Raw genomic sequence first — 16,933 nt, forward strand, 5'->3', positions numbered from 1 at the left:
AACACGATGCTTGATCCCGTCACCCTGGCGGTCCTGAAGGGCCGTCTGGAACAGATTGCCGATGAGATGGACGCGACGCTGTACCGCAGCGCGTTCAACCCCATCATTGCCGAGGCCCACGACGCCTGCCACGGCATGTACGACGCGGCCACCGGCGCCACGCTGATCCAGGGCAAGTCCGGCCTGCCCGTGTTCGTGGGCGCGATGGCCTTTGCCGTGAAGGCGGCGGCCAAGGTGGCCGCCGAGCGCGGTGGCATGGTGGATGGCGATGTCTGGCTCTTTAACGACCCCTACGAAGGCGGCACGCACGCGAATGACTTCAAGCTGGTGCGCCCGGTGTTCCGGGGCGCAAAGCTGTTCTGCTTTCTGGCGTCGGCCGCGCACTGGCACGACGTGGGTGGCGCGGTGCCGGGCAACTACAACCCGGCCGCCACCGAATGCTGGCAGGAAGCGGTGCAGATTCCGCCCGTGCGCATCCTGCGCGCAGGCGTGCTGGACCAGGACGTGCTGGCCATCCTGAAAGCCAACACGCGTCTGCCCGACAGCCTGTGGGGCGACCTGAACGGCCAACTGGCCGCGCTGGAACTGGGTGCGCGCCGGCTGGATGGCCTGCTGGACGAATACGGCGACGACACGGTGCTGGAATCGCTGGATACCTTGCGCGAGCGCGCGCGCCGCTTGATGCGCGACCACATCGCGCGGCTGCCCGACGGCGAGTACGCGTTTGAAGACATGCTGGACAACGACGGCGTGCGCGACGTGGCGCTGCGCATCGCGCTGAAGCTGACGATCGCCGGCGACCGGCTGACCTTGGACTTCAACGGCACCTCGCCCGCCTGCGCGGGACCGGTGAATATTTCCCGCGCCACCGCCATTGCGGCCTGCTACGTGGCCTTGAAGCACCTGTTTCCCGACGTGCCGGCCAACGCGGGCGTGCTGGACGCGGTGGACGTGGTGCTGCCGGACGGCCTGGTGATTTCGGCCGACCGCCCGCGCCCCGTGGGCGGCTATACCGAAACCATCCTGCGCATGATCGACGTGATTTTCTGCGCGATGGCGCAGGCGGCACCCCAGCGCGCCATGGCGCAGGCTTACGGCACGATCAACGCCTTGTCCATCGCGGGCTATCGCAGCGATGCGGCGCGCAAGGGGCAGCGCTGGGTGATGTTCAGCTTCTTTGGCGGCGGCCACGGCGGGCATTCCGACGGCGACGGGCTCAGCCACGGCAACGCGCCGATCTCCACCGCTACCATTCCGCCGCTGGAAATCCTGGAAGCCGCCTATCCCGTGCGCTTCACGCAGTGGGCGCTGCGCCCGGATTCGGCGGGCGCCGGCACGCATCGCGGCGGCCTGGGCGCCATCTACGAGATTGAATTGCTGGAAGACAGCGCCGAAGCCTTCATCTTCGGCGAACGCGGCCGCAGCGCGCCCAAGGGCATTGCGGGCGGCGGTGAGGCCGCCTTGAACGTGTTCCGCTATCAGCAGGACGGGCAGTGGCGTACCCCGCCCATGAGCTCCAAGATGCTGGGCATTCAATTGCAGCGCGGTGACCGCGTGCGCCTGGAAACACCGGGCGGGGGCGGTTATGGCGACCCGGCCGGCCGTGCGCCGGAAGCGCGTGAGCACGACCGCAAGATGGGCTATGTGGGCGATATCGCCAACAACAAGAAGGAGCAGTTGGCATGAGCGCGGCGGGAAAGAACACGGCAGAAAAGGGCACGACAGGAACGAGCACGAAACAAGGACTCGTCGTCGGCGTCGACGTGGGCGGCACGTTCACGGACCTGTTCGTGCTGGACGAGGCAGCCGGCACGGCGCGCGTGGTCAAGGTGCCGTCCACGCGCGGCGAAGAGGCGCGCGGCTTCATGAACGGCATCGCGCGCGTGGCCGACGGCGCAAGCGCCATTGCCACCATCGTTCACGGCACCACCGTGGGCACCAACGCGCTGCTGGAACGCAAGGTGGCCCGCACCGGCATCATCACAACGGCGGGCTTTCGGGATGTGCTGGAAATGCGCCGGCGCGATCGTCCCCAGACCTGGGGCCTGCGCGGCAACTACGAACCGGTCGTGCCACGTGATCTGCGCCTGGAAGTGGCCGAGCGCGTGCTGGCCGACGGCACGGTGCATACGCCCGTGGACCTGGATCAGGTGGAAGCGGCGGCGCGCGCGCTGCTGGCGCAGGGTTGCGAGGCCGTGTGCGTGTTCTTCGTCAACGCCTACGCCAACCCGGTGAACGAAGCCCAGGCCGCGGCCCGCGTGCGCGCCATCTGGCCGAACGGCAACGTTACGGCAGCCACCGAGGTGCTGCCAGAAATCCGTGAATTTGAACGCTGCTCGACGGCGGTGCTGAACGCCGCCTTGCAGCCCGTGGTGGGCAGCTACCTGACGCGCCTGGAATCTGACCTGAAGCAGAACGGCTTTGACGGCGAGCTGCTGGTGGTGCAAAGCAACGGTGGTGTGATGTCGCGCCAGACCGCGTGCGACGTGCCGGTGCGCACCGCGCTGTCCGGCCCGGCGGCGGGCGTGATCGCCTGCGCCGCCATTGCGCGCGCTTCCGGCTTTCCCAATGTGGTGACGGGCGACATGGGCGGCACCTCGTTCGACGTGTCCTTGGTGGCGGGCGGCGAAGCGTCGCTGTCGGCGCAGACTTCCATCGACTTCGGCATGGTGGTGCGCGCCCCGATGATCCAGATTGAAACCATCGGCGCGGGCGGCGGCTCGATTGCCAGTGTGGATGCGGGCGGCCTGTTGCAAGTGGGCCCGGAATCCGCCGGCAGCATTCCCGGCCCGGCCTGCTATGGCCGTGGCAATACCCGGCCCACCGTCACCGACGCCAACGTGCTGCTGGGCCGCATTTCCGCCGAGCGCCCGCTGGGCGGCGGGCTGCTGGCCACCATGAATGTGGACCTGGCGCGCGCGGCCATCGACGAGCATGTGGCGCGGCCGCTGGGGCTAAGCGTGCATGCGGCGGCCGAGGCCATCCTGACCGTGGCCAACGCCAAGATGGCGGGCGCGATCCGCGTGGTGTCGATTGAACGCGGGCACGACCCGCGCAAGTTCGCCTACATGCCGTTCGGCGGCGGCGGGGCGCTGCACGTGTGCGCCATGATGAACGAAGTGGACGCGGCCCACGGCATCGTGCCGCGCTACCCGGGCGTGACGTCCGCGCTGGGCTGCGTCATGGCCGACATGCGGCACGACGGCGTGCAGACGCTGAACACCGCGCTGGATGCGCTGGATGCCGCCGACCTGCTGGCGCGCATCGACGGCCTGGCGCTGGCCTGCCAGGAACGGCTGGATTCTGCGGGCGTGGCCTTCGAAGGCATTCGCGAAAGCATCGAGCTGGACATGCTGTACGTGGGCCAAAGCCATACCGTGCGCGTGGAACTCACGCGCGCCGAGCTGGACCGCGCGGGCATCGCCGCCGCCTTTGACCGCGCTTACCGCGCGTCCTTCGGCCGCAGTCTGGACGGCATTGCCGTGCGCATCCTGAACCTGCGCTATGCGCGCATCGGCCAACGCCCCAAGTTTGATCTGGCGCTGCTGGCGCCCACCTGCCAGGACATGCCCGCCACGCTGGGCACACAAGCGGTGTTTCACGCGGGCCAGTGGCACGACGCCGTGCGCTACGCGCGCCTGGACCTGCCCGTGGGGGCGGAGGTGGCCGGTCCTGCCATTCTTGAACAGCCCGACACCACCATCTGGATCGAACCCGGCTTTGCCGGCCGCGTCGACGCGCTGGGCAATCTGCTGATCACGCGCCAGACCGCCTAGGAGACCGCCATGCACGTCTTGGACCCTCGTACCACCGCCTTGCTCATCATCGATCTGCAAAATGATTTTCTGGCGCCGGGCGGCGCCTATGACCGGGGCGGCGCGGTCAGCCGCGAGGCGCGCGCCTTGCCTGCCCGCGTGGCGCCGCTTGCCCGCGCGCTCAAGGCGCAAGGCGGCCTGGTCGCCGCCAGCCTGTTTACCTTGTGGCCCGATGCGCATGGCGAGCCCATGATTTCGCCGCACCTGAAGCAACTGCGCCCGTTCCTGGCAAAAGGCGATTTCGCGGCCGGCTCGCACGGCCAGGCGAATGTGGCCGAGCTGGACGGGCTGGTGGATGTGTCGGTCTGGAAGGTGGCGTATTCGGCCTTCTTCAATACGCAACTGGATTGGGTGCTGCGGCGCGCTGGCGTATCCAGCGTGGTCATCGCCGGCATCGTCACCAACGGCGGCGTGGCGAGCACCGCGCGCGATGCCCACATGCGCGACTATCACGTGACGGTGCTGGCCGACGGCTGCGCCGCGTCCACGCCCGCCATGCACGATGCCGCGCTGGCGGACCTGCGCACGGTGGCGGACGTGATCACGTGCGCGGACTTCGCGGGCAGGCTGGCGTCGTGAGCGCGCCTGTCGTCAGGTGGGGCAGTCCCGGTAGCACCCCCGTCAGCACGCCGGACGCAGACATGATGCAGGTGCCGGTGCTGATCATCGGCGCTGGCGCCTGCGGGCTGACCGCCGCGCTGCGGCTGGCGCAGGCCGGCATTGAAACCGTATTGATCGAGCGCGACGCCGCGCCCAGCGGCTCGTCGGCGTTGTCGTCGGGATTCATACCGGCGGCGGGGTCGGCTGTGCAGCGCGCGGCCGGCATCGATGACAGCGCGGAGCGTTTCGCCGCCGACATCCAGGCCAAGGCTCATGGCACGGCCGCGCCGCATCTGGTCGCGGCGTACACGGACGCGGCGGCTCCGGCCATGGATATGTTGGCGCGGCACGGCTTGGTGTTCGACGTGTTGGACGGCTTTCTGTATCCCGGCCACAGCGCGCGTCGCATGCACGCCTTGCCGGAACGCACGGGCGTGGCCTTGGTGACCGCGCTGGAACGCGCCGCCACGGGCGCGGGCGCGCACCTGTTGACGCGCGCGTTGGCCCGAGAAATCTGGGTTGAAGAATCCACTGGGCACGACGGCGGCCGCATCACCGCCGTGGGTTGCGAACGACCTGACGGATCCGTCGACGTGATCGGCTGCCAGGTGCTGATCCTGGCCTGCAACGGATTCGGCGGCAACGCGTCCATGGTGGCCGAACACTTACCCGCCATGCGCGAGGCCGTCTACGGCGGCCACGTGGGCAATGACGGTAGCGCCATCGAATGGGGCAAGGCCTTGGGCGCGCGCCTGGCCGACCTGGGCGCCTATCAGGGTCACGGGTCCTGGGCCACACCGCAAGGCGCGCTGATCTCCTGGGCCGTCATGATGGACGGCGGAGTGCAGATCAATCGCGACGGCCTGCGCTTTCATGACGAGACACAGGGCTATTCCGAAGCCGCCGTCCACGTCCTGGCGCAGCCGGGCGGGGTGGCCTGGAACGTATTTGACGAACGCACGCTGGCATTGGCGCGCGGCTTCCCGGATTTTGTCGCGGCCGAAGCGGGCCATGCAGTGAAGACCTGCGCCGACGTGCCGGCGCTGGCCGCGTTGATCGGCTGCGATCCGGATGTGTTGCAACAGACCTTGCAAGGCATCGGCCCGGATGCGGTCGATTCCCAAGGCAATGACCCCCATGGCACAGCCCTCCATCGCACAGACCCCCATGGCCGCCGCTTTGAACGCACCCTGCAAGCGCCATATCACGCCGTCAAGGTGACCGGCGCGCTGTTCCATACCCAAGGCGGCCTGGACATCGATGCGCAGTGCCGCGTCTTGAATCGCGATGGGCGGGCCTTGCCCAATCTGCTGGCTGCCGGAGGCGCCGCGCGCGGCGTGTCGGGCAACGACGTGTCCGGCTATCTGTCCGGCAATGGACTGCTTAGCGCGGTGGCGGGCGGCTATATCGCCGCAGCGACCGCCGCCGCAATGCTGGGACACGAGCTTGATCAGGAATCACCATGAAGCAAACACTAAAAACGCAGTTGGCCACGGGAGCCATCTTGGCGCCCGGCATCTACGACGCCCTGTCGGCGCTCATCGCCGAGCAGGCGGGCTTTGACGCGCTGTACCTGTCGGGCGCGTCCATCGCCTACACGCGGCTGGGGCGCTCGGACATCGGCCTGACCACGTATTCGGAAGTGGAGGACACGCTGGCGCGGATCACCGAGCGCGTGGCCACGCCGGTCATCGTGGACGCCGACACGGGCTTTGGCAATGCGCTGAACACGCAACGCACGGTGCGTGGCTTTGAACGCGCCGGCGCCGCGATGATCCAGTTGGAAGACCAGACCTTTCCCAAGCGCTGCGGCCACCTGGATGGCAAGACGGTGATCCCCGCCTCCGAAATGTGCGGCAAGCTGCGCGCCGCCGTGGATGCGCGGGTGGATGCGTCCACGTTGATCCTGGCGCGCACCGATGCGGTGGCCGTCGACGGCCTGGAAGCCGCCCTGGACCGCGCCGAAGCCTATCTGGAAGCGGGCGCGGACGCGCTATTCATCGAAGCGCTGCGCACGCCCGAACAGATGCAGGCGGCCTGCGCGCGCTTTGCCGCCCGCGTGCCGCTGCTGGCCAATATGGTGGAAGGCGGCAAGACCCCCGTGCAAAGCGCCGACGCCTTGACCGCATTGGGCTTTCGCATTGTTATCTTTCCCGGCGGCACGGCCCGCGCCGTGGCGCACACCTTGCAGGGCTATTACGGCAGCCTGCGCCAACACGGCACAACCGCGCCGTGGCAACAGCAGATGCTGGATTTCGACGGTTTGAATACGGTGATCGGCACGCCGGAACTGCTGGAGCAAGGGCGGCGGTATGAGGGGTAGACGCGAGCGGTAGATAGTCAACAGATGCCTGTCAGGACGCATGCAGCCTGGTGTCCTGGTATTTGTGGACGGCCTCTTCAAGCGTTTGGAACAGGCCGTCCGTGCCCAAGGTTTCGCCTAGGGGTGATCGTCTTACCGTGGCCAGTACGCCTGGGGTTAGATTCGCCAGCCAAAGCTGGACGCCGTCGCGCCTTAACCGACGTTCCGCATCGCTCATCAATTTCAGCGCGGTGTATTCGATATCGAAAACACTTCCCATATCGAGTACGACCACCTTGGGGTGGTTTGCGTTGATCAATTGGGTGATCTTCTGGCCAATATTGTTTGCATTAACAAAGAAGATGCGTCCCTCGGGCCGAAGCAGCAAGATGCCTTCAAGCGCCTCATCGTCGGGATGGTCCGGGGACGCCGGACGGAACAGGTTCGTGTTCGGCTTACGCAGCAGCCGATGCAAGGGCGGGTTGGACACCTGGTGGGCCAGGGCGACAAGCGACACGATGATGGCGACGAGTATCCCTTGCAGCGTGCCCAGCAGCACGACACCGGCAAGCGCCACCAAGGCCCAGACAAGCTCTGTGCGCCGCACTCTGGCAATCGCACGGAACTCAGCCGGGTCGAACAGGCCAACCGAGTACACGATGACCACCGCCGCCAGGGTTGCATGCGGCATCGCGCCAATCAACGGCGCCAGCAGCAGCATGACGCCCAGCGTGACCCCGGCGGTAACGCACTCGGCTACCTGGGTGCGTGCGCCGGCGCGCCGATTCACGGCGGTTTGGGACGTTCCGCCGCCCGCCGGCATGGCGCCGAAGAGCGCGCCGCCTGCGTTCGAAAATCCCGTGGCCAACAATTCCCGATTGGCGTTCGGCAGGGCCTCGCCCGCTTTCGCAAAGGCTCGTCCCGCGGCGATCGTTTCGGTGAAACTCATCAACGCGATTCCCAGCGCCATGGGCCAAAGCTCACCTATCAAAGACGGATTCGGCAGGGTCAACGACGGTAAGCCCGTGGGCACATGGCCCACCGTTTGCACGCCAAGATCAGCCAGTCCGAACATGCTGGTTGCCGCGATGGCAATCGCGACCGTGACCAGCGGCGCAGGCACGCGCGGCATGAATCGTTCCATGATGAGAAGCAGGCCCAACGTGATCGCGCCGACGGCGGTGGTGGCGATCGATAGCTGTGTAAACCCGTCAAATATTGCCAGCACGTTCGACAGAAACGGCCCCTTCGTGAAGTGAAGGCCAAGCAGTTTCGGTATTTGGTCGACCACGATCACGATGGCGATGCCCGCCTTGAAGCCGACCAATACCGGCTCCGAAATAAAGCTGGCCAGGTAGCCAAGCCGCAACAGGGACGCGGCGATCAGCACGACGCCAACCAGCAGCGCCAGCGTGGCCGTGGCAACCAGCAGTTGCGTGGCGTCGCCGCCAGGCACGGCCCGATCCAACGCTGTCGCGGTAAGGATGGCGAGCGTGGTCGTTGTGCTGACACTAAGCGGCCGGGATGTGCCGAGGAAGGCGTAAACCAGCATCGGCACGAACGCGGTGTAGAGCCCCACCTGAACCGGTAACCCCGCTACGGCGGCATAGGCCAGCGCTTTCGGAATGACGACGGCGGCGGTCGTCAGCCCGGCGGTGACATCATCCTTTATCGGGCTTGTAGAGGGCAGGTCGCATGGCATGGCGTCTCAACCGGGGGCCACCGCCTGCTGTACCGATGCGGGCGGCTGAGATTGATTGTGAGCGCAGCCGCCGCGTGGCGTCCATGATGATTCCGGCGAAATGCCGTAAGAATCGCGCTCAACGATCAATGATCACCGCGCGGTGCGCTGATGCGGCACCAGCGGCGGCACCGGCTGGTCGGCGATCTCTTCCCAGAACCCGGGCAGAAAGCATTCGGCCACCAACAACGGCTGACCTTGGCGCCAAAACACAGACCGGCGCGCCCAGACCCGGGCGGCGTCCTGCTCCCGGCGTTCAGCCGGCAAGGCCCCGCGCGCCGTGGCGTAAAACGGCACCGGCGACGCCAAACGGCGGCAGGCGAAGGGTGAGCGGATGACGGTGCTGTCGTGATACAGCATGTCGGCAAGCGGCCGGGTCAATAACCGGCGCATGCCTTGCCAGGCGCCGTGCGAGGCGCGTAGTGGCGTCAGGCTGCGGGCGGGCACGCTGTCCACGCCGTTCACCGACATCAGCACTTCGCGGATCCAGACAGGCGAGCCGGGCGCGATGCCCATGGCGCGCGCTTCGTCGGGCGGCGCGCCGTCGGCGTATTCGGCCAGCACGCGCAGGCGCACCTGGCCCACCTGGCGCAAGCCGGCGGTGAGCGCGCCCGGGCGGAACAGCCAGTGGCGCATGGCGGGGGGCAGGACGGGCGGCGTGATGGCCAGCCAGCCGGAAGCAAGCGGGGGGTGATGGGCTGCGGGTTTCATCATGGCTGCGTATTATGCCAAGCCCGGCTGACAGCCCCCATGCGTCGCAGTGACGCAGCGCGGATGGCGACACGCAACGCACAAGCCAACGCACAAGCCAACGCGCCAAGAGGCGTGGCGCGGCAACGGCCGGCAGGCGGTTCCTGCGTCCGGGAAAGCACTGATTGTCCCGCTAATGGCGCTCTCTCTATGATTTGTTCACGGTCAACACTGACCTGAATGCCTTTCCTCCCGTTGACGGGACCCGCAACCGGCTTTGGTGGTTCCGGGCAAGGCATGCAGTACCCCGCAGCAATAATTGCTGCTTGAACATTTGGTATGGCTATAGAAGCCCCCGACTTGCACGCGATGCGTGGTCGGGGGCTTTTTCGTTTTCAATTTTCGAATACGGAGATCGCATGCACGCGTTGGACCCGCAGAGTTCCCCGGCCGTAGCGACCTGGGTGGCCAGTGTGCAGATGGCCCCGATGATCGGCGACGTCGCCGCCAATATGGCCCGGTCGGTTGAGCTGGTGGAGCAGGCCGCGGCCCAGGGCGCGCGGCTGGTGGTGCTGCCCGAATTGGCGAACACGGGCTACGTGTTCGAAAGCCGCCAAGAGGCCTATGCGTTGGCCGAGGTGGTGCCGGGCGGCCCCAGCTCGCAGGCCTGGATCGCGCTGGCGCAGCGCCTGGGCATCTACCTGGTGGCGGGCATTGCCGAACGCAGTGGCGACCGCCTCTACAACGCCGCCCTGATCGCGGGGCCGGCCGGTTATATCGGCACCTACCGCAAGCTGCATTTGTGGGGCGACGAGAACCTGTATTTTGAGCCTGGGGATCTGGGTTTGCCGGTGTTCCATACCGAACTGGGCCGCTTGGGGGTCGCCATCTGCTATGACGGCTGGTTTCCCGAGGTCTACCGGCTGCTGGCGGTGCGTGGCGCGGACATCGTGGCCGTGCCGACCAACTGGGTGCCGATGCCAGGGCAGACGCCCGACGGGCCGGTCATGGCGCATGCGCTGACCATCGCGGGCGCGCACAGCAACGGTTTGACCGTGGTGTGCGCCGACCGCGTGGGCACCGAACGCGGCCAGCCTTTCGTGGGCCGCAGCCTGATCGTCGGATCGCAAGGCTGGACCGCCGCGGGCCCGGCCAGCGCCGACCAGGAAGAAGTGCTGCTGGCACCCATCGACGTGCAGGCCTCGCGCCGGGCGCGTCAATTGAACGATTTCAACCACGTGCTGCGCGACAGGCGCTGCGATATCTACGACGAGCAACTGGGCGCCTTGGCCGCCCTGGGGCAACGTTAAGCGATGGCCAATGGCCGACTCCCAAGGAGCAACCTTATGAAAAACCTGTTCAGCAGCTTCCCCATCCGCTTGTCGTGCGTCGCGTTACTGGCTGCCGTTGCCAGCGCGCACGCGGCGGAACCCTTGCGCATCGGCGTGCCCGTCGGTCTGTCGGGCGCCAACAGCGTTGTGGCGCCTGGCGTGGTGCAGGCGTCCCAGTTGGCGGCTGACGAGATCAACGCGGCCGGCGGCATTCTGGGCCGCCAGATCGTGCTGGAGATCGCCGACGACGCATCGGGCGCCGTTGGCGCGCAAAAGGCTTATGACACGCTGGTCTTTCAGAAGAAGGTCGATGCCATCATCGCCATGGAAACCAGCGCGGCGCGCAATGCCGCGCTGCCCATCGTGTCGCGGGGCAAGGTGCCGTATATCTATACCTCTTTCTACGAAGGTCGCTCGTGCAACCGCTGGATGCATGTGAACGGCTGGGTGCCGGAGCAACAGGTTGCGCCGGTGGTGGACCACTTCATGCAAGAGCGCAAGGCCAAGACCTTCTTCCTGGTCGGCAGCGACTACGCGTTCGGGCGTGGCATGCTGAAGTTCACGCGGGAATACATCGAGAAGCAGGGCGGGCGCGTGGTGGGCGAGGAATACCTGCCCATCGATGGTTCGGACTGGACGCCGGTGGTGTCCAAGATTCGTTCGGCAAACCCGGATGCGCTGATCAGTTCCACGGCGGGCGGCGGGCCCAACGTGAGCCTGGCCAAGCAGATCAAGGCGGCGGGGTTGTCCATGCCCTACGGCAACCTGGCGATCGACGAAGGCACGGCCAAGACCATGGGCGATACGGCGGTGGGCATGTACATGTCGGCGTCGTACCTGACCAGTATCGATACGCCGCAAAACCGAAAATTCCTGGATGGCCTGAAGGCCAAGTTCGGCAACGATGCCAAGACCGCGAACGAATTTTCCGGCCCGCAGTACGAAGCCTTCTATCTGTACAAGGCGGCGGTCGAGAAGGCCGGCGGCCTGGATCCGCAAAAGGTGGTGCAGGCCTTGAGCGAAGTGTCGTTCGACGGCCCCCGGGGACCGGTCAAGATGGACCGCCAACGGCATGCGGCGCTGACCATGCGCCTGGGCCAGGTGCAGCAGGACGGTTCCATCAAGATCCTGCAAACCTTCAACCAGGTGGACCCGGGCGCGCAATGCCCGAACCTGAAGTGACGCCACGGTAAGGGGATACGCGCCGCCGGCCTGGCTGGCGGCGCCGGAGATCGATATGGGTTTGCTGCTGGACATCTTGAGCACGGCCGCCATGCTCTTCATCGTGACGTCGGGGTTGATGATCATCTTCGGTGTGATGAAGATCGTCAATTTCGCGCATGGGGCGATTCTTACCCTGGGAAGCTATGCCAGTCTGGTTGTGACCCAGTTGGGCCTGAACCCTTGGGTGGCGCTGCCGTTCGCGCTGGCGGTTGGCGTGCTGGTGGGCATGGGGGTGGAACGCCTGATCGTGCAGCCGCTGTACAAGCGGCCGCTGGACGCGATCCTGGCTACGTGGGGCTTGGGCATCGTGATCGGTCAGCTCATTACCGTGGCGTTCGGGCGTGAAGTGCAGTTCGTGGACTCGCCGATCCAGGGCGCCGTGTCTTTTCTGGGCATGGAATATTCGGCGTACCGCCTGTTCCTGGTGCCCGCGGCGTTGCTGATCTATGCCGCCATGACGCTGCTGCTTAACGGCACCCGCTTCGGCGTGCGGACCCGCGCCGTGATCATGAACGAAGACCTGGCGCGCGGCCTGGGCATCAATGCCGAGCGCATACGCTTCACCACGTTTGGCCTGGGCGCCGGCTTGGGTGCGTTGGCCGGCGCACTGATCACACCGTTGTCCAGCGTGGACCCGAACATGGGCCTGCCGTGGCTGGTCAGCGCATTCATGCTGGTCATGGTGTCGGGGCATTCGATCACCGCGCTGTTGCTGACCTGCGTGGTCTATGGCGCTTGCCAGGTGCTGGTGAGCATTTTCGTCAGCCCGATCCTGGGCGGCGTCACCATCGCCGTCCTGGCCGCGTTGACGCTGCGCCTGCGTCCTCAAGGATTCGCCCATGACTGAGCATTCGCTTACCCAGGCCGCGCAGGCGGGTTCCGCGCCCGCCTCACGCAGGCCGCTTGGCCGCGGGCTGCCGTGGTTGGCCGCCGCGTGCCTGATACTGACTGTGGCCGGCCCCTGGCTGTTCGACACCTACTTGCTCAATGTGCTGATCAAGGCGCTGTTTTTTGCGATGGCGGCGGTGACCGTGGACGTGCTGTGGGGCTACACCGGCCATCTGACGTTCGGCCAGTCCGCCTTCTTTGGGGTGGGTGCCTATGCCGCCGGCCTGGCCTTCACGCATTACGGGTTTTCGCCCACCACCGCCGTGCTGGCCGCATTCGCGGCCGTGGGCGCCGCGGTGGTGCTGGCGCTGGTGACCGGGTGGCTGTCGTTCTATCGGGGGGCGTCGCCGTTCTTTGCGACGGTCATCTCGCTGGTGCTGCCGATCGTGCTGATGCAGTTGGTGTTGGCCGGTGGCACCTATACCGGGTCGTCCTCGGGCCTGACGGGCTACGAGACGTTCGATCTGTCGCTCGAGGCCTGGTATGTGATTGCGGCCGGCACGTTGTCGGTCGTGGCCTTGCTGGCGTGGGTCGTGGTGCGCAGCGATGGTGGTCGCATTCTGGTGGCGCTGCGCGACAACGAGTCGCGTTGCAGCTATCTGGGCCTGAACACCGCCCACTGGCGCATTGTGCTGCTGGTGGTGTGCGGCGCCGTCGCCAGTCTGGCGGGGTTCGGCTATGGCGCGTTCAGCGGCGTGGTGGCGCCAGAGCTCACGGGTTTCGTGTTCGGCACGGAATTGATCATCTGGGTGGCGCTGGGGGGGCGCGGGACCATCTGGGGGCCGGTGCTGGGCGCCATCCTCATCAATGTGGCGGGTTCCTACCTGAGCGGGAATCTGCCGTTCCTGTGGCAGTTGCTGCTGGGCGTGACGTTCATCCTGGTGATCCTGCTGTTGCCGCGCGGGCTGCTGCCGCTGCTGACCGCGCCGTTTTTGCGGCGCGGCGCCACGGCCCCCGTGCCGGTGCTTGGCGTGCGTGCCGGGCAGGCGCCGCCGGCCAGCGGGACGTCGTGGGCGTTGAGCCTGTCTGGCGTCGCCAAGCGCTTCGGCAGCCTGAAAGTGCTGGAAGGCATCGACCTGCAAGCCCGGGGCGGCGAACTGGTGGGCCTGATCGGTCCCAACGGCGCGGGTAAAACCACGCTGATGCGCTGCATCGCCGATGGCGCCGAGCGGTCCGAAGGAGAATTGGCGCTTTACGGCCAGCGCGTGTTGCAAGATGGCCCAGAGCAATGCGTGCGCTACGGCCTGGGGCGCAAGTTCCAGAACGCCAATGTGTTCGACACGATGACGGTGGCCGAAAGCCTGCGCATCGCGACGACCTTGCGCGAACAGCCATCGTGGTGGCGGCGGTCGCCCACGCTGGATTTGCCGCCTTACGCGTTGGAGGTGCTGCGGGTGACCGGGCTGGACCAATCCCTGGCCAGCGTGGCCCGCGACCTGTCGCACGGGCAGCAACAGGCCCTGGAACTGGCGATGGTGCTGGCGCTGGAGCCGCGCATCGTGCTGCTGGACGAGCCCACGGCGGGCCTGAGCAAGGCCGAGCGGGCGCAGATCGGCCAGATGCTGTCATCGCTGGCGCACAAGTACGGCTTGTGCTGCCTGCTGGTGGAACATGATCTGGATTTTGTGAAGGAAGTGGCGACACGGATCGTCGTCTTGCACCAAGGCCGGATCGTCATGGACGGGAGCTTTCGCGACGTCGTGGAATCCGAGCTGGTGCGTACCATTTACGCGGGCAGCGCGCAGGCTGCACAAGGAGCAGGGCAATGACGGGAATGGGGCCGGCATTAAGCCTGGAAGGCGTGGCCAGCGGCTACAAAGGCTCGGTGGTGCTGAACGATGTGTCGCTGTCGGTCGAGCGGGGCGCCTGCGTGGCGCTGCTGGGCAAGAACGGCATGGGAAAAAGCACACTGCTCAAGACCATCATGGGGTACCTGCCCAAGCTGCGCGGTCGTGTCAGCGTGGGTGGGGTGGACACCACGCGCTTGCGCCCGCACGAAGTGGCGCGCTGCGGCGTTGCCTACGCGGCGCAGGAGCAGCCCCTGTTTCCCGACCTGAGCATCCGCGACAACCTGCGCCTGGGCCTGCCGCGGGAGAGTCTCTTCGACGAGCGCTTTGCCGACATCGTCGAGCTCTTCCCGGTGTTCGCGACTCGGCTGCGCCAGCACGCCGGCACCTTGTCGGGCGGAGAGCAGAAGATGCTGCTGGTGGCGCGCGGGCTGATGCAACGGCCCGATTTGTTGCTGCTCGATGAAATCACCGAAGGGCTGCAACCATCGGTGATCGAACGGCTGGGCCGCGCCCTGAACTGGGAGCGAGAACGGCGCGGCACGACCCTGTTCATCGTCGAACAGAACGTGGCGTTTGCGTTGGACGTGGCCGACCGCTATCTGGTGCTCAAGCAGGGCGCCATCGTGGACGAGGGCGATGCTGGTGCGCCCCAGGCCATCGGCAATATCATTGACCATCTCAAGGTATGAACGCCGCCATGTCGGTTGTCGCCATGGCCAGCCTGCGGGTTTTACGCTTAAGGACGTCATCATGACCTCGCTCCAGGACAAGGACGCAGACCGGCCCGGGTGGCGCATCGGCGTGCTGTATTCGCGCAGCGGCGTCACGGGCACGACCGAGTCGCAGCATTTCTTCGGGACGGTGCTGGCCGTGGAAGAGATCAACGCCTTGGGCGGCGTGCTGGGCCGGCCATTGGAACCGGTGGTGTACGACCCGCGCAGCGACGCCGAGGAGTACCGGCGCCTGGCGGCCCGCCTGCTGCTGGACGACGAAGTCAGCGTTATTTTCGGCGGCTGCACCTCGCATTGCCGCAAAGCGATGCTGCCCGTGGTGGAGCGCAGCAACTCCCTGCTGTGGTACGGCTCGGTCTACGAAGGCTTCGAGTATTCGCCCAACGTCATCTACACCGGGGCGGCGCCCAACCAGGGCAGCATGCAGTTGGCCGCATACCTGATCCAGCACTGCGGCTCGCGCATTTTTCTGGTGGGGGCGGACTACATCTACCCGCGTGAAACGAACCGCATCATGCGCGAGACCGTGGAGGAGCACGGCGGGGAGATCCTGGACGAGACCTATCTGGCCTTGGGCTGCGATGAAAGCGACATCATCGACGTGGTGGCGGACATCCGGCGCATCCAGCCGGATGTGGTGTTTTCCACCCTGATCGGCGATGACGCCCAGCGCTTCTATCGGCGCTACCACGAGGCCTGCCAGCAGGCGGGGGCGGAAACGGCTCATATTCCCATCGCCAGCCTGACCATGGCGGAATCCGAGGTTGCCGAGATTGGGCCGCGGCTTTGCGTGGGCCACATCACCGCCGCGACCTATTTCAACACCGTCGATACGCCCGCCAACCAGCATTTCCTGGCGCGCTGGCGCGACCGCTTCGGCGAGCGTCCCGCCAGCGTCTATGCCGAAACCTGCTACAGCCAGGTGCACCTGTTCGCGCGGGCGCTGCAGCGCGTGGGCAGCATGGACACGCGCAAGCTGGTGCGGGCGGTACACCAGGTCCAGTTCGACGCGCCGGATGGGCAGATGTCCATCCTGGCGGAAAATAACCACTGTGTGCTGACGCCGCGCATCGGCGTGTGCCGGGCGGACGGGCGGTTCGATATCGTCTGGGAAAGCGACCAGCCGGTGAAGCCGGACCCTTATCTGACGGCGTTCGGTCTGGACGATTTCTGGTTGAAATGAGCATGGACCATAGCCTACGCCGCCTCTACGAGGACTTGCGCAGTGTGGCCGTCGCGGTGGTGTACCCACCGGGCGAAGACCGCGATGTGCTGGTCGAGCAACTCAAGCGCATCGGTTGCCGCATCCATTTGCATTGGCCGTTTCCGGACGCCGCGCCCGCCGGCGCCGATGTCATCTTCTTCCAGGTTTCGCAGTGCGTGCAGAACAGTTCGGCCTGGTCCGCCAGCGAAGTCGAAGCCACCTTGATCGCGCTGTCCGAATACGAAACGCCCACCACGCTCAAGCTATTGCTCAAAACCAATGCCCACGGGGTGCTGACGCGGCCATTCCGTTCGGCCGGCATCCTCAGCACGCTGGTGCTGGCGCGGTCGGCCAAGCAGTTCCAAAGCCGGCAGCAGGTCAAGATCGACAAGTTGGAGAACACCATCAAGGCGCGGCGCGTCATTGAAAAGGCGATCCGCGTGCTGATGGACCATCAGCGGCTGGACGAACGCGCGGCCTATGAACACATGCGGACCCGCGCCACGGGTCTGCGCGTCAGTGTGGCGGAAGTGGCCGCGATGATCATCGAGGCCAGCGAGGCCATGGAAAAACTCGGCCTGGGCGGCGCGCGCCCATGACCGCCGCAACAGGGTTCC

14 protein-coding genes are annotated in these 16,933 nt (G+C 66.3%); 12 read left to right on the plus strand and 2 right to left on the minus strand.

The genetic code is table 11. The features are described 5' to 3' along the window. Window positions 1-6: 6 nt before the first annotated feature. From P8T11_RS02500 to P8T11_RS02520, 5 genes are read left to right on the plus strand one after another with little or no spacing between them, the layout of a single operon-like run. On the plus strand, window positions 7-1,686 hold the full coding sequence (locus P8T11_RS02500) for a hydantoinase B/oxoprolinase family protein (RefSeq protein WP_230695472.1): 1,680 nt from the start codon (window positions 7-9) through the stop codon (window positions 1,684-1,686). Then, window positions 1,683-3,776, plus strand: coding sequence for a hydantoinase/oxoprolinase family protein (locus P8T11_RS02505; RefSeq protein WP_268078475.1), 2,094 nt, complete (start codon window positions 1,683-1,685; stop codon window positions 3,774-3,776). Before P8T11_RS02500 ends, P8T11_RS02505 begins: the two co-directional genes overlap by 4 nt. Window positions 3,777-3,785: 9 nt before the next feature. Further along, entirely contained in the window at window positions 3,786-4,394 is a 609-nt protein-coding gene (locus P8T11_RS02510) for a cysteine hydrolase family protein (protein ID WP_268078473.1), read from the plus strand. Continuing rightward, window positions 4,391-5,881, plus strand: a complete 1,491-nt coding sequence (locus P8T11_RS02515; protein ID WP_268078472.1) for an FAD-dependent oxidoreductase — start codon at window positions 4,391-4,393, stop codon at window positions 5,879-5,881. Before P8T11_RS02510 ends, P8T11_RS02515 begins: the two co-directional genes overlap by 4 nt. Beyond that, window positions 5,878-6,738 (plus strand): isocitrate lyase/PEP mutase family protein, encoded by an 861-nt coding sequence (locus P8T11_RS02520; protein ID WP_268078470.1) that lies wholly within the window; start codon window positions 5,878-5,880, stop codon window positions 6,736-6,738. The genes P8T11_RS02515 and P8T11_RS02520 overlap by 4 nt, the downstream gene beginning before the upstream one ends. Window positions 6,739-6,769: 31 nt before the next feature. Here P8T11_RS02520 and P8T11_RS02525 read toward each other — a convergent pair whose 3' ends face one another. Further along, window positions 6,770-8,419, minus strand: coding sequence for a SulP family inorganic anion transporter (locus P8T11_RS02525; protein ID WP_268078469.1), 1,650 nt, complete (start codon window positions 8,417-8,419; stop codon window positions 6,770-6,772). Between the two features lie 132 nt (window positions 8,420-8,551). Beyond that, entirely contained in the window at window positions 8,552-9,172 is a 621-nt protein-coding gene (locus tag P8T11_RS02530) for a chorismate--pyruvate lyase family protein (protein WP_268078468.1), read from the minus strand. Between the two features lie 395 nt (window positions 9,173-9,567). Between P8T11_RS02530 and P8T11_RS02535 the strand changes: the two genes are divergently transcribed. From P8T11_RS02535 to P8T11_RS02565, 7 genes are all read left to right on the plus strand, one after another. Then, complete coding sequence (locus tag P8T11_RS02535) at window positions 9,568-10,458, plus strand: nitrilase family protein (protein ID WP_268078467.1); 891 nt, start codon at window positions 9,568-9,570, stop codon at window positions 10,456-10,458. Window positions 10,459-10,494: 36 nt separating this feature from the next. Beyond that, on the plus strand, window positions 10,495-11,661 hold the full coding sequence (locus tag P8T11_RS02540; protein ID WP_268078466.1) for a substrate-binding protein: 1,167 nt from the start codon (window positions 10,495-10,497) through the stop codon (window positions 11,659-11,661). Window positions 11,662-11,716: 55 nt separating this feature from the next. After that, window positions 11,717-12,550, plus strand: coding sequence for a branched-chain amino acid ABC transporter permease (locus tag P8T11_RS02545; protein ID WP_268078465.1), 834 nt, complete (start codon window positions 11,717-11,719; stop codon window positions 12,548-12,550). Next, window positions 12,543-14,360: an ABC transporter permease subunit gene (locus tag P8T11_RS02550; RefSeq protein ID WP_268078464.1), complete on the plus strand. Its 1,818-nt coding sequence runs from the start codon at window positions 12,543-12,545 to the stop codon at window positions 14,358-14,360. The genes P8T11_RS02545 and P8T11_RS02550 overlap by 8 nt, the downstream gene beginning before the upstream one ends. Beyond that, on the plus strand, window positions 14,357-15,070 hold the full coding sequence (locus tag P8T11_RS02555) for an ABC transporter ATP-binding protein (RefSeq protein WP_268078462.1): 714 nt from the start codon (window positions 14,357-14,359) through the stop codon (window positions 15,068-15,070). Before P8T11_RS02550 ends, P8T11_RS02555 begins: the two co-directional genes overlap by 4 nt. Before the next feature lie 61 nt (window positions 15,071-15,131). Then, complete coding sequence (locus tag P8T11_RS02560) at window positions 15,132-16,295, plus strand: transporter substrate-binding domain-containing protein (RefSeq protein WP_268078461.1); 1,164 nt, start codon at window positions 15,132-15,134, stop codon at window positions 16,293-16,295. 2 nt (window positions 16,296-16,297) lie between these two features. Further along, the gene (locus P8T11_RS02565) at window positions 16,298-16,915 is read left to right on the plus strand and encodes an ANTAR domain-containing response regulator (RefSeq protein ID WP_268078460.1); all 618 of its coding nucleotides are present in this window, start codon (window positions 16,298-16,300) and stop codon (window positions 16,913-16,915) included. Window positions 16,916-16,933: the final 18 nt, after the last annotated feature.

This window comes from Achromobacter spanius (assembly GCF_029637605.1).
GTDB lineage: Bacteria > Pseudomonadota > Gammaproteobacteria > Burkholderiales > Burkholderiaceae_B > Achromobacter > Achromobacter spanius_E.